The 14,060-nt window shown below is 65.9% G+C and carries 13 protein-coding genes; 7 read left to right on the top strand and 6 right to left on the bottom strand.

Annotated features, from left to right (window positions below):
* Nucleotides 1–3 precede the first annotated feature (3 nt).
* Nucleotides 4–864, bottom strand: coding sequence for an NAD(P)-dependent oxidoreductase (locus tag BMI87_RS03975; RefSeq protein ID WP_078519839.1), 861 nt, complete (start codon nucleotides 862–864; stop codon nucleotides 4–6).
* A gap of 376 nt (nucleotides 865–1,240) precedes the next feature.
* Here BMI87_RS03975 and BMI87_RS03970 point away from each other — a divergent pair, with 376 nt between their 5' ends.
* The 3 genes from BMI87_RS03970 to BMI87_RS03960 are packed head-to-tail and all read left to right on the top strand — an operon-like array spanning nucleotide 1,241 to nucleotide 4,936.
* A complete protein-coding gene (locus BMI87_RS03970) occupies nucleotides 1,241–1,966 on the top strand; it encodes a sugar dehydrogenase complex small subunit (protein WP_078519838.1) in 726 nt (241 codons plus the stop codon).
* A complete protein-coding gene (locus BMI87_RS03965) occupies nucleotides 1,966–3,561 on the top strand; it encodes a GMC family oxidoreductase (protein WP_078519837.1) in 1,596 nt (531 codons plus the stop codon). The genes BMI87_RS03970 and BMI87_RS03965 overlap by 1 nt, the downstream gene beginning before the upstream one ends.
* 1 nt (nucleotide 3,562) lies before the next feature.
* The gene (locus BMI87_RS03960) at nucleotides 3,563–4,936 is read left to right on the top strand and encodes a cytochrome c (protein ID WP_078519836.1); all 1,374 of its coding nucleotides are present in this window, start codon (nucleotides 3,563–3,565) and stop codon (nucleotides 4,934–4,936) included.
* Nucleotides 4,937–4,945: 9 nt separating this feature from the next.
* Here the strand turns inward: BMI87_RS03960 and BMI87_RS03955 are convergent, their stop codons facing one another.
* Both BMI87_RS03955 and BMI87_RS03950 read right to left on the bottom strand, forming a co-directional pair.
* The gene (locus tag BMI87_RS03955) at nucleotides 4,946–6,238 is read right to left on the bottom strand and encodes an ATP-binding protein (protein WP_371326875.1); all 1,293 of its coding nucleotides are present in this window, start codon (nucleotides 6,236–6,238) and stop codon (nucleotides 4,946–4,948) included.
* Between the two features lie 17 nt (nucleotides 6,239–6,255).
* Nucleotides 6,256–6,951: a response regulator transcription factor gene (locus BMI87_RS03950; protein WP_078519834.1), complete on the bottom strand. Its 696-nt coding sequence runs from the start codon at nucleotides 6,949–6,951 to the stop codon at nucleotides 6,256–6,258.
* Between the two features lie 73 nt (nucleotides 6,952–7,024).
* On the opposite strand from BMI87_RS03950, the gene dsbD reads away from it, so the two are divergent.
* The 3 genes from dsbD to BMI87_RS03935 are packed head-to-tail and all read left to right on the top strand — an operon-like array spanning nucleotide 7,025 to nucleotide 10,313.
* Nucleotides 7,025–8,953, top strand: a complete 1,929-nt coding sequence (gene dsbD, locus BMI87_RS03945) for a protein-disulfide reductase DsbD (RefSeq protein ID WP_078519833.1) — start codon at nucleotides 7,025–7,027, stop codon at nucleotides 8,951–8,953.
* Nucleotides 8,950–9,702, top strand: coding sequence for a L,D-transpeptidase (locus BMI87_RS03940; RefSeq protein ID WP_078519832.1), 753 nt, complete (start codon nucleotides 8,950–8,952; stop codon nucleotides 9,700–9,702). Before dsbD ends, BMI87_RS03940 begins: the two co-directional genes overlap by 4 nt.
* The gene (locus tag BMI87_RS03935; protein ID WP_078519831.1) at nucleotides 9,699–10,313 is read left to right on the top strand and encodes a DsbA family protein; all 615 of its coding nucleotides are present in this window, start codon (nucleotides 9,699–9,701) and stop codon (nucleotides 10,311–10,313) included. The genes BMI87_RS03940 and BMI87_RS03935 overlap by 4 nt, the downstream gene beginning before the upstream one ends.
* Nucleotides 10,314–10,414: 101 nt before the next feature.
* Here BMI87_RS03935 and BMI87_RS03930 read toward each other — a convergent pair whose 3' ends face one another.
* The 3 genes from BMI87_RS03930 to BMI87_RS03920 all read right to left on the bottom strand — a co-directional run bounded on the left by BMI87_RS03930 (nucleotide 10,415) and on the right by BMI87_RS03920 (nucleotide 13,395).
* Nucleotides 10,415–10,990: a YSC84-related protein gene (locus BMI87_RS03930; protein ID WP_078519830.1), complete on the bottom strand. Its 576-nt coding sequence runs from the start codon at nucleotides 10,988–10,990 to the stop codon at nucleotides 10,415–10,417.
* Nucleotides 10,991–11,155: 165 nt separating this feature from the next.
* Nucleotides 11,156–12,196: a glycosyltransferase family 4 protein gene (locus BMI87_RS03925; RefSeq protein ID WP_078519829.1), complete on the bottom strand. Its 1,041-nt coding sequence runs from the start codon at nucleotides 12,194–12,196 to the stop codon at nucleotides 11,156–11,158.
* Between the two features lie 176 nt (nucleotides 12,197–12,372).
* The gene (locus tag BMI87_RS03920; RefSeq protein WP_078519828.1) at nucleotides 12,373–13,395 is read right to left on the bottom strand and encodes a LacI family DNA-binding transcriptional regulator; all 1,023 of its coding nucleotides are present in this window, start codon (nucleotides 13,393–13,395) and stop codon (nucleotides 12,373–12,375) included.
* A 108-nt stretch (nucleotides 13,396–13,503) separates the two neighbouring features.
* Between BMI87_RS03920 and BMI87_RS03915 the strand changes: the two genes are divergently transcribed.
* Nucleotides 13,504–14,040 (top strand): gluconokinase, encoded by a 537-nt coding sequence (locus BMI87_RS03915; protein ID WP_210402126.1) that lies wholly within the window; start codon nucleotides 13,504–13,506, stop codon nucleotides 14,038–14,040.
* Nucleotides 14,041–14,060: the final 20 nt, after the last annotated feature.

Below are 14,060 nucleotides of genomic sequence, written 5' to 3'. Positions count from 1 at the left end.
GCCTCAGTCGCGGTTCACCTGCACGACGCCGGTCATGTTCTCAGCGCCATGACCGGCCTCGCTTGCCCGCGCAAAGAGACGTTTTGCGGCCTCGGTCATCGGCATCCGCGCTTCGCCGCCCTCGGCGATGGCATAGCGGAAGTCTTTCGAGATCAGGTCGACCGGGAATTGCGGCGTGAAATCCGAGCGCTGCATCGTGCCGGTGATATAGGGCGCGTTCGGCGTCCAGATCGGGGTGGAAGACAGCGCCTCCAGCGCAAGATCGACATCCATGCCGCCGCGCTCCAGCATCGGAATGATCTCCGCCCAAGCGGCGACCTGAACGCCCAGCATCGCATTCGTGGCGAGTTTCATCCGCGCGCCCATGCCCCAAGTGCCGACATGGTGCTGCGCCTTGGCCAGCGGGTCCAGCACGTCATGCACACGGCCTGCTGTCTCGGCCTGGCCGCCGAGGAAATAGACCAGCACACCGTTCTCCGCCTGCGGCAGCGTGCCGGAGACCGGCGCTTCGAGAAAGCGTCGCTGCTGCGCGGTGGCGTAGCTGCCAAGCTCCGCGGCCCCCTCTGGCGTGATAGTCGAGCTTTCGATCGCGATGGCATCCTCGGGCAGCCCGGCGAAAGCGCCGGTTTCCGGGTCGCACCAGACCTCGCGCGAGACCTCGGTGTCGCGCAGCATCGAGATCGTGAACTCGGCCTGTGCTGCTGCGTCGCGGGGGGTGTCGGCCTGCGTGGCCCCGGCCTCGACGAGCGGCGCGCAGCGCTCGGGCGTCCGGTTCCAGACGATCAGATCGTGGCCCGCATCCAGAAGGGTCCGCGCCATCCGCGAGCCCATCGCGCCCATGCCTAGAAATGCGATTTTTGCCATGCTCTGCTCCTGTTCGTGAGGGTGTTGCTGGCCGAATGCGACGTGCCTTCGCGGGGTTCCGGGCGTGGCGTGCACATCCCGGTGACCGGGCCGATTTCAGACGCGGCCGCGTTCGTTTGCGAGAAAACGTGAGGGCTTATCGAACGCGCATCCCGCGGCCTTTGTTCCTTGACGATAACGTGCGGTAGCGGGCGGTTGCTGGCCCCGACTGCGGCCCTACCGTCAACCTACGCCACCCCGAATGCGTGAAAGCGTCACGATTATGACGAAGGCAGCCACGATCCGACCGCTCCATCCGCGCGATTGCGCGGGGATTGAGGGTCGCTGCGCATGGCTGTTGCTTACGCTCCGTTTTTAGCCCCGGGAGGAGGATGCCATGAGCCTCGACCGCAGACGTTTCCTGATCGCCTTGGCAGGCACCGTGCCACTTGCAAGTTTGACACCCGGTTTCGCCCGCGCCGCCGATAGCACCGCGCCCAGCGATGCCTTTCTTTCCGTGAGCCGCGCGATCTGCGGCAATGACAGCCTCTCGAAGGAAACCGCCGCGCGGATCGAAAAGCTGCTGAGCAAGGACGATGCAGGTTTTGCCAGCAAGCTGGACGGGCTCGCAAAAGCGTTCGACGGCAAGGACCGCGCCGCCGCGATCGACGGGCTGAGCGACGAGCAGACCACGCTCGCGCTGAGCATCGCGAAGCCGTGGTATCTCGGATTCACCGGCTCGCCCTCGGCGCGCATTTTGAAAGACGACGCCGAATTCGCGACCTTCCTCGAGGCGCAGGCGCTGACGAAGGTGAGTGACATCGTGCCCCTGCAGACTTACCCCTCCGGCGGGGCGGGCTGGTGGCAGGAGGTGCCCAAAGGTGTGGATGCCTCGGACCTGCCCGAGGAGGCCACGAGCTGGGAGTACCAGCCGAAATCCAGCTACGAGCTGCAAGATCCCGATGCGGCATGGCTGGCCTATGCCAAGGGCGAGGTCGACAGCGTCGACGCCGCCCGCAAAGCGCAAGGCGCGGACAGCGGAGGCGGCTCCGGCGCGAAGGCAGGCGCCAGTGGCTCGCCCAACCCCGCATCCAATTCCGACTCCCAGCAGGAGGCACAGTAATGGCTGATTTCGATGCTGACGTGATCGTGGTCGGGTCGGGCTCGCTCGGCGGTCTGGCCGCGCAGCAGATCGCACAGGCGGGCCATTCGGTGATCGTGCTGGAGGCAGGCCCCGACATTCCCGACTGGAAAGTCACCGAGAACTGGCGCAACTCGCCGCGCAAGAACAACTTCAACGACCCCTTCGGCGATGTGCCCTATGCGCCCAACAGCTTCACGCCCGGCTATGTCGATCCGCATCTGACCGGCGGGCTGGAGGTGTTTCCCGGCACGCTGCGGGTGTTGGGCGGTACGTCGCGGCACTGGACGGCGGCGACGTGGCGGCTCTTGCCCGAGGACATGGCGATGCACTCGACCTATGGCATCGCCGAGGACTGGCCGATCAGCTACGACGATCTGGAGCCGTTCTACACGCAGGCCGAATACGAGATCGGCGTGAACGGGCAGAAAGGCTTCGACGAGAGCGGTCTGGGCAAGGGCGAGACCTACCCGCCGCGCTCGAAACCCTATCCGCTGCCGCCCGAGGCGAAACCCTATGCGACCCAGAGGTTGCAGCAGCAGGTGGCGTCGATGGGCTTTCGTGTCGATATTGCGCCCTCGTCACGGCTGTCGCAGCCCTACGACAACCGGCCTGCCTGTATCGGCAACAATATCTGCAACTGGAACTGCCCGATCGGTGCGAAACATTCTGGCTATCACGTGGTCCAGAAGATCCGCGATCTTGGCGTCGAGATCCGCACGCAGGCCATCGTCGACAAGATCGAGACCGGCGACAAGGGCAAGATCACGGCGCTGTCCTATATCAACCCCGAAGGCGACCGCACGCGACTGACCGCGAAGATGTTCGTGATCGCCGCGCATGGCTACGAGACGCCGAAGCTCTTGTTGATGAACGATCTCGCGAACAGCTCCGACATGGTCGGGCGGCGGTTGATGATCCACCCGACGATCGACATGACATGGCTTTCGCCCGAGCCCTATTGGACGGGGCGCGGCCAGAATATTCACGGTGCGATCATGCAGCGCCGAGCTTTGCCCGACCGGGACAAGGTGCCATCGACGCGCTACGACCTGCTCAATGCGCCACCCGAGAAAGGCATCGCGCAGGGGCTGTTGAAGGATGGCACGCTCGGCCCCGAGCTCGACGCGAAAATTCGCGACCACTCGGCCCGCGTCTTCACCGCCGAGGCGCTGACCGAAGACCTTCCCGATCCCGCGAACCGGATCGAGGTGAATCCCTCGTGGAAAGACGCCGTGGGCCTGCCCGGCATCAAACTGACCTACAAGCTCTCGGATTACACCAAGGCGAACCTGCCGCGGCTGATGGAGGATTACGCGCGCTTTTTGCAGGCGACTGGCGGCACCCGTGTCTCCGCGCCCGAGAAGTTTATTTGCCAGCAGCACGTGATGGGCACGACAGTCATGGGCAGCAAGGCCGAAGAGGCGGTCTGCGACGCCGATCTGCGCTGTTTCGACCACGAGAACCTGTTCCTTGTGACGACCGGCGTGATGCCGACGGCGGGCGGGGTGAACCCGACGCTGACCGGCATGGCGCTTGCGATCCGTGCGGGCCAGACCATCGCGAAGGAGCTTTGAGATGCGTGTTCTGATCCTGGCCACCGCCGCCTTCGCCGCGATCTCCCCGCTTGCGGCGAATGCGCAATCGGGCTCCGATGCTTCGGCAGGCGAGCTCGTGAAGCGCGGCAAATACCTCGCCATCGCGGGGGATTGCTCCTCCTGTCACGCGGAGAATTTCTCGGGCGGCGAGAAGATCGAAAGCCCTATCGGCGCGATCTATGCGCCCAACATCACGCCCGACCAGAAGACCGGGATCGGCGACATGACCGAGACCGAATTCGAAGGCGCCCTGCGTCGCGGCAAGTCCGACACGTGGCTTTATCCCGCGATGCCTTACACCCATTACACCGGCCTGACCGATGCCGATGTGAAAGCGCTCTGGGCCTATTTCAAGCAGGTCAAACCCGTCGAGAACGAGGTGCCCGAGACCGATCTGGGCTTTCCCTTCGTGCGTCCGGCGATGATGGGCTGGAACACGCTGTTCCTCGACAAGGGCCATCCGCCCGGCGCGGTGGATGTCGCGGGCGATCAGCTTCAGCGCGGGCGCTATCTGGTGGAGACGCTGGAGCATTGCTCCTCCTGCCACAGCCCGCGCGGGACGCTGATGCAGGAGGATACCAGCAAACACCTCGCCGGGGGGATGCTGAACGGTTGGTATGCGCCGAACCTCACGCCGTCTGACAAAGGCGGTCTGGGCGACTGGAGCGAGGCCGATATCGTGGCCTATCTCAGCAAGGGCCGAAATGCGCACGCCGTCGCGGGCGGCGAGATGGGGCTCGTGGTCTCGCGCTCCACCTCGAAGTTGTCGAGCGACGACCTCACGGCGATTGCGAAATACCTGGAGGCTGTGAAGCCGGTCGACACGCAGCCCGAGGCCAGCGGACCCGACGGTCAGGCGACGCTCGACCTTGCCGCGCTCGAGGTGCCCAACGGCGATTGGCAATCCGTGGTCGGCCACGACACGACAGACGGGGCGACGCTCTATCAAGGTGCTTGTGCGACCTGCCACGGGATGAATGGGCAGGGGACCGCCGCGCCACCGCTGTCCGAGATCTCCGACGTGCGCGCGGCGAATGCGGCAAATGTCGTGCAGGTGATCGCGCATGGGATCAACATGCCGGGCGATGCGCGCCACGTCGCCATGCCGGGGTTCCAGCGCACGATGAGCGACGCGCAGATCGCTTCGGTCGCGAGCTATGTGCGCACCAATTTCGGAGGTGTCGACGGCGAGGTGACCAAGGGCAGCGTCGCCACTATCCTGAGCGGCAAGCAGCAGGTCAGCTGGATCATCGCGAACGCCGCGCAGTTGGCTTGGGCGGCGATCGCCGTGGCGGTGCTTCTGGTACTGGCGCTGATCGGTTGGGCTGTGATGCGGACGCGGCGCAGGGCCTGACGCCGCGCCTCACGCAGCAGGCAGATCGACCCGGGTATGATGCCCGTCCGGGCGCATCTCGAAGCTGAGCGTACCGCCCAGACGGGTGAGCGCGTCGTGCGCGATTGAAAGGCCGAGGCCCGAGCCATTCGCATCCGCGCCCTTGCCCTTGACGAATTTCTGCCCCGCCTGCTGCGCGATCTCGGGCGGCAGGCCCGGTCCGTGGTCGTGAATGTCGACGAGGAGCGTATTGCCGGAGGTGGTCACGCTGACCTTGATCGCCTCGCCGTCCGGGCTCGCCTGCACCGCGTTCTCGATCAGGTTGCGCAGGGCGAGCGATAGAAGCAGCGGGTCGCCTTCTACCGTCGGCGCGTCCGGCGCGCTATCGAGTTCCAGCGTCACGCCGCGCCGCGTGGCCAGCCCCGCCAGATCGCCAAGCACCTGCCGCAGAAGCCCGTTCAGCTCCACCGACGTGGCACGCGCCTCGCGACTGTCCACCTGCGCCAGATCGAGAAGTTGGCGCACCATCCGATCGGTCCGGTCCACCGAGGTCGAGATCGCGGCGAGCGCGTGTTCGCGCGTATCGGTATCGGGCGCGTGGCGCGCGATATGGGCCTGCGTTTTCAACCCGGCGAGCGGCGTTTTCATCTCATGCGCGGCATAGGCGATGAATTCCCGTTCGCGCCCGCGCGCGGCCGCCAGACGTGCCAGAAGGTCGTCGAGCGCACCGGCGAGCGGGCGGATCTCGCGGGGTTGTCGCGCGGTGCCTGGCAGGGCGCGCAGATCCTCGCTGGGCCGCGCGTCCAGATCGCGGGCGAAGCGGTCGAGCGGCGCCAGACCGCGCGAGATCGCAAACCAGATCAGCCCCCACATCACCGGCAGGATCACCAGCGCGGGCCAGAGGAACCCTTCTATCACATCGCGCACAAGCCGGTTGCGCATCGCGAGACTGTCGCCCACCGTGACCTGCCCGCCCAGATCGGGATCGATGATCGTGTAGACCCGCAGGTCCTTGCCGTCGCGTGTCACATCGCGGAAGCCGGTCGCATCGGCGGGCACCAGCTGCGCGCTCGGCGCCCCGTTCGAGCGCCCGACGAGCCCTTGGGTGAAAGACCAGATCTGGCAGAATTGCTGATGCTCGTAACTCTCGTCATGCGACAGCGTGATCTGTGCGGGACCGTCCCGATTCAGCGAGATCTGGTTCTTCGACACCAGCGACGAGACCATGCGCGCGGCCTCCACTAGACGTGCGTCGAGCACTCGCGTCACCTCGTCGCGGGTGGAATTCTCGATCCAGAACACGGCGGACAGCCAGACGGCCAGAGTCGCACCCGTGAGGATCAGGAAGAGGCGGAGGCGGAGCGAGATGGCGAGGTCTCCTCTGGGCGCAGCCGGTAGCCGATGCCACGCAGGGTTTCGATGAAATCGCGCCCGAGTTTGGCGCGCAGGTGGTGGATATGGACTTCGACGGCGTTGCTCTCGACCTCCTCGTCCCAGCCGTAGAGCCGGTCTTCGAGGTCCGATTTCGCGAGCACCCGTCCGGGGCGTTCGGCCAGCGCCTGCAACACCGCGAATTCGCGGCGCGAGAGTTTCAGCGGCTGGCCGTTGAAGGCCGCGCTGCGGGTGCCGGGGTCGAGCTCCAGCCCGGCATGGGAAATCTGCGCCGCGGCCCGCCCATCCGACCGGCGTGAAAGGGCGCGCAGCCGCGCGGCCAGCTCGTCCAGGTCGAAAGGCTTCCCGAGATAATCGTCCGCGCCTGCATCCAATCCTGCGACCCGGTCCTCGACCTGATCGCGCGCGGTCAGTAGCAGGACCGGCAGCCCGGCGCGGCCCGCGCGCAATTCGCGTAGCAGTTCGAGGCCGGAGCCATCGGGCAGCATCAAATCCAGCACGAGCGCGCGATACTCCGCCCCGGCCAGCGCGGCGCGGGCATCTTCGAGGCAGGACACGACATCGGCGGTGAACCCCTCCATGCCGAGCCCGACCCGCAGGCCGTCCGCCAATATGCTGTCATCTTCGACGACGAGTATGCGCATCTTTTCTCCTTCGCGGCGGATACACCGCACGAATCTTAAGACTGACTTAAGCTTCGCCCGCGATCCGGCCAACATGAACGCAAAGGCTCTTTCCCGTCTATCGCTGCGCGCCCTCTGGGGCGTGTTTCTGGTCTCATTGCTACTGCCCGGCCTCGCTGCGGCGCAAAGCTTCGATCTTCTGAAGCCCAAGGGGGGCAGCGGTCCGCTGTCACCGGAAGAGGCGTTTCAGGTCGAGACCGCGTGGCAGGATGACGGGACGCTTGCGGTCTCCTTCTACATCGCGCCGGGCTATTACCTCTATCGCGACCATCTGACGGTGAGCGCCGAGGGCGGCGACGCGCCGGTGATCGAGACGCAGCCGGGCGAGATGAAGGACGATCCGAATTTCGGCACGGTCGAGGTCTGGCACGATCACACCGAGGCCGTGGTGAGCGACATCACCGGCCCGTTCACGCTGCACTGGCAGGGCTGCGAGGAAAAGGGTCTCTGCTACCCGCCCCAAAGCCGCGAGATCGTGCCGCCGGGCGGGGCTGCGACTGCGTCTGCATCCGGCGCGGCGCAATCGAACCAAGCCACCGGAGTGCCGGATTATGCGCAGAGCGCCGCGCCGTCCGAGCCTACCGCGACTTCCGAGGCTGATACTCCCACGCCTCCCGTAGCCGCCTCCAAGGGCGACGGAAACCGCCTGAACCTCTCTTCCGATGACGGTCTCGTCGCGGGGATCGCGGCGAAGGGCGGTTGGGCTCTGGTCGTGGCGTCCTTCTTCGGCTTCGGTCTGCTTCTGGCTTTCACGCCTTGCGTGCTGCCGATGGTGCCGATCGTCGCCGGGATGCTTGGCGCGCAAGGCAAAGACCTGACGCCCGCGCGCGGATTGGCGCTGACCGGGACCTATGTGCTGGCGATGGCCGTGGCCTTCGGGCTTCTCGGCATCGTGGCGGCGTGGTCGGGGCAGAACCTGCAATTCCTGATGCAGGCGCCTGCAACGGTGATCGCGCTGGCCCTGCTGTTCGCCGTCCTCGCGCTGTCCTCCTTCGGCCTGTTCGAGCTGCGTCTGCCGCAGGCGCTGACCAACAAGGTGAGCTCCGTGCAGGGGCCGCGCGGCACGCTGGCGGGGGCGGCGATCCTCGGCTTCACTTCGACGCTGATCGTCGGGCCGTGTGTGACGGCCCCGTTGGCAGGGGCCTTCCTCTATATCGCGCAGACGGGCGATGCGGGGCTCGGAGCTTCGGCGCTGTTTGCGCTGGGGCTGGGGCAGGGCGTGTTGCTGATGGCCGTCGGTCTTTTCGGCTCGGCGATCCTGCCGCGCATGGGCGAATGGATGGTCGGCGTGAACCGCGCCTTCGGCTTCGTCTTCCTTGGCGTCGCGATCTGGCTCTTGAGCCGCGTCGTCGCGGGACCTGCGATCCTCGCGCTCTGGGCGCTGCTGCTGATCGGCGCGGGCGTGGCCTTGGGCGGTCGCGACCGGTTGGGACCGGAAAGCTCGGGCCTGCGCCGTGTGGGCGGCGCGCTTGGCGTTGCGGCGCTGCTGGCCGGTGCGATCGAGGGTGTCGGTGCGGCGAGCGGGGCTGCCGATCCGCTGCGACCCCTCGCGCCCTTCACGGCAGGCCAGACCGTCATGGCCTCCACGTCTGACGTGCTGACGGAGGATGACTTCACCCATGTCGAGACGCCTGAGGCGCTCGATGCCGCACTGAACGCAGCGAAAGGCGAGCCGGTGATGCTCATCACCACGGCCGAGTGGTGCACCGAATGCGCCACCATTGCGCGCGAGGTGATCCCCGACCCGCAGGTGCAGGCCGCGCTGCGCCACGTCACGCCCATCGCGGTCGATGTGACCAAAACCGGCGCACCGCAGCAGGCGCTTCTCAAGCAGTTGGGCGTGATCGGCCCGCCGACGCTGATCTTCCTCAGCCCCGACCATTCGGAGGCGCAGGGCACCCGGCTGATCGGGGATGTGACCGCGCCGAAACTCACGACCTCGCTTTCGGAGATCGCTCAATGACCCTCACCCGCTTCGCCCCTCTCGCGCTGATCGCCCTCGCGGCCTGCGCGCCCGAGCCGCCCAGCCCGGCCCCGCAACCCGCGCCGCAAGCGCCGCAGTTGAGCGCGCGCGTGAAGGCGATCTACAGCCAGATGGAGGATGACGGCCGCACGATCCCGGCGGTGGACCCGAAACTGCTGAGCGAAGAGAAAGCCCGTCAGGAGGTCGATTACTGGACCGACGAGCCGCCCGGCACCATCATCGTCGATCCCTGGGCGCGCAAGCTCTACCTCGTGCAGAAGAACAACCGCGCGCTGCGCTACACGGTCGCCGTGGGCGAGGACGGGCGCGGCTTTTCCGGCGAGGGGCGTATCCCCTACCAGCGCGACTGGCCAAGCTGGACGCCGACGCAAAGCATGATCAAGGAAGACCCCGAGCTTTACGGGCCGGTCAAGAATGGGCTCGACGGCGGGTTGGACAATCCCTTGGGTGCGCGGGCGCTCTACATTCACCGCGGGAACAAGGATACGTTCTACCGCATTCATGGAACGATGGATGACAGTTCAATCGGCAAGGCGACCTCGGCAGGCTGCATCCGGCTGTTCAATCAGGACATCATCGATCTGGCCGATCGCGTGCGTTCCGGCACCGATGTCGTGGTGCTGACCCGCGCGGAAAGCGGCAAGGGCACCGTGCCGCCGGGCCAGCCGCTGCCGCCCGTTCCCTACTCCCCCGAAGATTTCCCCCAAACCACAGGAGACGACACATGATCGATCGCCGGAATTTCCTCACCCTCGCAGGCGTCGCGGCGGGCTCCACGCTGATCCTGCCGACGGCGAGCCTCGCGCAGGCCGACATTTCGCCCGAAGCCGTGTTCCACGACCCCAAAGCGCCCGCGCTCGGTAACCCGGATGGCGACATCACGCTGGTCGAGTATTTCGACTACCAGTGTCCCTACTGCAAATCGAACCACCCGGTGGTCGAAAAGGTGACGAAGGAAGACGGCAATCTGCGCGTCGTGATGAAGGACTGGCCGATCTTCGGCGCGCCGTCCGTCTACGCCTCGCAACTCGTGCTGGGCGCGCAGAGCATGGGCAAATACGAAGCGGGTCTCGAGGCGCTGATGGCGACACAAGGAAAGCTCTCGAACGACCTGATCGAGAAGACGCTCTCCGAAGCCGGAGTCGACCCGGAGAAAGCGATGGCGGGCTACAAGGCCAACCGCAAGGAGATCGACGCGCTGCTGTCGCGCAATGATGCGCAGGCGGTGGCGATCGGGCTGCGTGGCACGCCCGCCTATATCGTCGGGCGCGACGTCTATCCCGGCGCGGTGGATGCCGACACGCTGCGCAAGGCGATCAGCGACGCGCGCCAGGCCTGAGCCGAGCCACTTCGCCGGACAGACAAAAGGCCCCGGGGGTGAAGCGAACCCCGGGGCCTTTCACATCGCGGGCCTCCCCCAGACGGGGAAGACGCCTGCGATCAGCTGTTGTCGCCGTCTTTCCAGATGCGCAGCGTGCTGACCTTCGCGCCGCCGTTCAGGCCCGAGCTGTCGAAGACATAGACGCGCGGTTTGCCGGTCTCGACATTCGCGGTCGCATTGGCATTGACGACGGTGATGCCCGCGCCCGCGCCGACATGCCATTCGCCGCCATTCTCGACTTCACTGACCGATTTCTTGGTCGGGAAGACGTAGATCTGGCTCGCCTGTTTGGCGCCGAGCTGAAGGCCGACCGAGGCCTTGCCGATGTCGTAATAGCCCTGAACCTTGCCATTCTCGATCAGCGCGCCGGAGCCGCCCGAACCGCCAATGCCGAGATCGACCGTGGTCACTTCGGGGAAGACCAGAACGGCTGCGGAATTGGTCGCGACCTGCTGGCAGGTCTCCTGGAGGCTCGCGCATTGCTGCAGTGCTGCAGCGACGTGCTTGTCGAGATCCGGACGCGGCTTGACGCCTTTCGCGTGGTCCATCGCATTGGCGGGCGAGCCTGCGAGCGCCATGGTGCCCATCAGGGTTGCGGCGATACCAGCGGTGAGGGTGCGGGTCTTGGATTTCATGAGATGCCTCCTTTTGAAATTACGAAAATGAAACGGCCTCGCACGCTCAACGTTCCTTTTCGGATCAATCACATAGGGCAAAAAATCGTGTCGGAACCGAAGGCGCGATCCGTGAATTCGCGCGCCCGGAGGTAAGAGGCGAAATCGCCCGATTTTCGGTGCAGCTCAGAGGCTGTCCAGCACCGACCCCATGATCGCCGCTGTGTCGCGCCAATCCGGCAGGGCGGTGCCCGCCACCGCCGAGGCCGCGCCCATTCGCTCCCGCAGATCTGCGTCTTGGAGAAGCTGTCGCAGCGCCTCGGCGAAGTCGAGATGCGCATCCACCGGCACGAGGATCCCGGCATCGGGCGGCACCGTGTCGGGCACCGCGCCCGTGCGGCAGGTTACGATAGGCAGCCCGTGCAGCATCGCCTCGCCGAAGACGATCCCGTAGCCCTCGTAGCGCGTGGCAAGCGCAAAGATAGAGGCTTCGCTATAGGCTGCATTCAGAGCGTCGCGCTCCATCCGTCCGGCAAGCTGCACGCGCTCGCTCAGCCCGAGCCGTGCAATCCGCGCCGCGAGCGCATCGGCAACCTCCGGGTCGTGGGCGCTGCCCACGATCTGCGCGCGCCAGTCCAGATCGGCGATCTCGGCCAAGGCGTCGATCAGCACGTCATGGCCCTTGCGCGGCGTCAATAGCCCGACCGCGAGGATCAGCGGCGGGGTCGGTTTCGCGCCCTCAACGACCGGCGGACGGTCGAAGCCCGGAAGCGCGATCGAAATCCGTTCAGGGGCGACGCCGAACTCCTTTTGCAAAATGGCGCTGGTATGCGGGCTCGGCACGACGACATGGGCAGCGCGGCGCAGGTTCTCTGCCTCACGTGTCAGCAAGTGCTGCGCGCGGTCCTCGGTCAGCCCGGTCTCGAGCCCCAGCGGATGGTGCAGCATCGCCACCACGGGCGCTGACATCGCGTCGAGCACCTCCGGGTCGATCGAGCCGAAGACCGACCCGTCGAGGATCACCGGCACATCCGCGGGAATGGCGGTCAGTTGACGTCGCGCGGTCTTGGTCTCCTCGGGCGTCGCATCGGGAAAGCCGGGCGGCAGTTCCAGATGCTCCACGCGGCGACCCTCGGCCCGCAGCGCCTCGAGCAGCTTGCGCTCGTAGATGAACCCGCCGGTCAGTTGCGTGATATCCCCCGGAATGGCGAAAACGGCTGGCGTCATGTCATGTCTCTCCCGATCTTATCTGGCGCGTTGCTCTGCCCCGTAGCGGCGCAGCACCACGCGCTCGACCCGCTCAATTCCGAGATAGGCCGCGACCGCCACGAGGGCGAGGAGAACGACCGAACTCCACAGCATTCCGTATTCCGAGGTCGCGGCGGTCAGCGCCTTCAGCCCGCTTAGTGCCCGCGCGTGGATCGACGTTGCATGACCTGGAAGCCGAGGTCGACGACCTTTTCCTGCGCCGCACTCCCCGATAGCGCATCTAGGATCAGTTGCACCGCGCCTTCGCCCATTTCGCGGCGGAAGGTGCGCACCGAGGAAATCGAGGGCTCCGCGGCAGCCATCATCTCCATGTCGTTGAACCCGCAGATGCCCAGATCGTCGGGAATGCGCAGGTTGCGGCGCTGCGCTTCGAACATCGCGCCAAGGGCGAGGTCGTCATTGATGCAGAAGATCGCGTCGGTCTCGGGGGCGAGATCCATCAATTGCGCGAGCAGATGACTGCCCAGCGTCACAGAGGAGGGGCGAGTGGTCGTCTGGATGCGCTTGCCTTCCTCGATGCCATGCGCGCGCAGTTCGTCGCGAAAGCCGTGCAGGCGGCGCTGCGTGCGCGGGTCCATCCGCGCGCCCAAGAAGCCGGGGCGGCGATAGCCCTGCGCGATCAGATGCGCGGTGGCGGCGCGGGCGGCGTCGTAATGCGAGAACCCGATCATCCGGTCATAGGGATTGCTGCCGGTCTCCATGATCTGCACCACCGGGCAGCCCGCCTCGCGCAACAGCGCCTGCGCGGCCTCGGTCTGATCGACCCCGGCCACGATCAGCCCGGCGGGGCGCTGGCGCAGGAAGACGCGGATCAGGTTCTCTTCCGACAGCGGCGCGTAGCGCGAATAACCAAGCTGCACCGAATGATGCGTGCCCTCGACCGCGGAATAGATCCCGTCCATCACATCGGCAAAGACGTTGTTCGACACCGAGGGCAGGATCACCCCGATAATGTCCGACCGTGTCGACGCGAGGGCGCGGGCCGCAGGGTCCGGCAGGTAGCCGAGCGATTCGATTGCGGCGGCGATTTTGTCCCGCACCGCCGGCGAGACGACCTCGGGATTGCGCAGGGTGCGCGAAACAGTGGCAACGCTTACACCGACATGATCGGCGACGTCGCGCATCGTAACTGATTTGTTTACATTGTTTTTATTCATTGCCCCTCCCCGTGGCCGCACCCCTTTTTTAAAAGGGAGATTGACGAATGTAACCGCTTACATTACGCCTCTGTGTCCAAGAAACACCTGCGAACCCGGTAAGGCAAGATGGTAAACAGCAGCAGCGCAAACGCGACACCGGTCCTTGTGATGGGCGTTTGCGGCACCGGCAAGACGACGGTGGCGCAGCGCGTGGCGCAAGCGGTGGACGGCGTGTTCCTTGATGCTGATGATTTTCACCCGCCCGAGAATGTCGCGCATATGGCTGCTGGTCTGCCGCTCAACGACGAGATGCGCTGGGACTGGCTCGACCTCGTGGCGAAGGGCGTGATCGAGGCGGGGCGCGACGGCAGGACGGTCGTTTTCGCCTGTTCGGCGCTCAAGCACTCGTACCGGGATCGCCTGCGCCAGAGCCTCGGCGTGATGCATCTCGCGCATCTCACCGGGCCGCGCGACCTGATCGCCGAGCGGATGGCTGCGCGCGAAAACCACTATATGCCGATCGCGCTGCTCGACAGTCAGCTGGCCGATCTGGAAATGCCGGGGCCCGACGAGGCCCCGCTGAGCTGCGATATCCGCGAAGCGCCCGAGGCGCTTTGTGCGCAGATATTGAACGCCTGGGGCCTCACGGCTCCTCAAGTTTGATTTCGTCTTTTAAGGGAGGA

It is taken from the genome of Thioclava sp. F28-4, assembly GCF_002020045.1.
GTDB classification, from domain to species: domain Bacteria; phylum Pseudomonadota; class Alphaproteobacteria; order Rhodobacterales; family Rhodobacteraceae; genus Thioclava; species Thioclava sediminum.
This window is presented reverse-complemented; position numbering and strand designations above follow the sequence as displayed.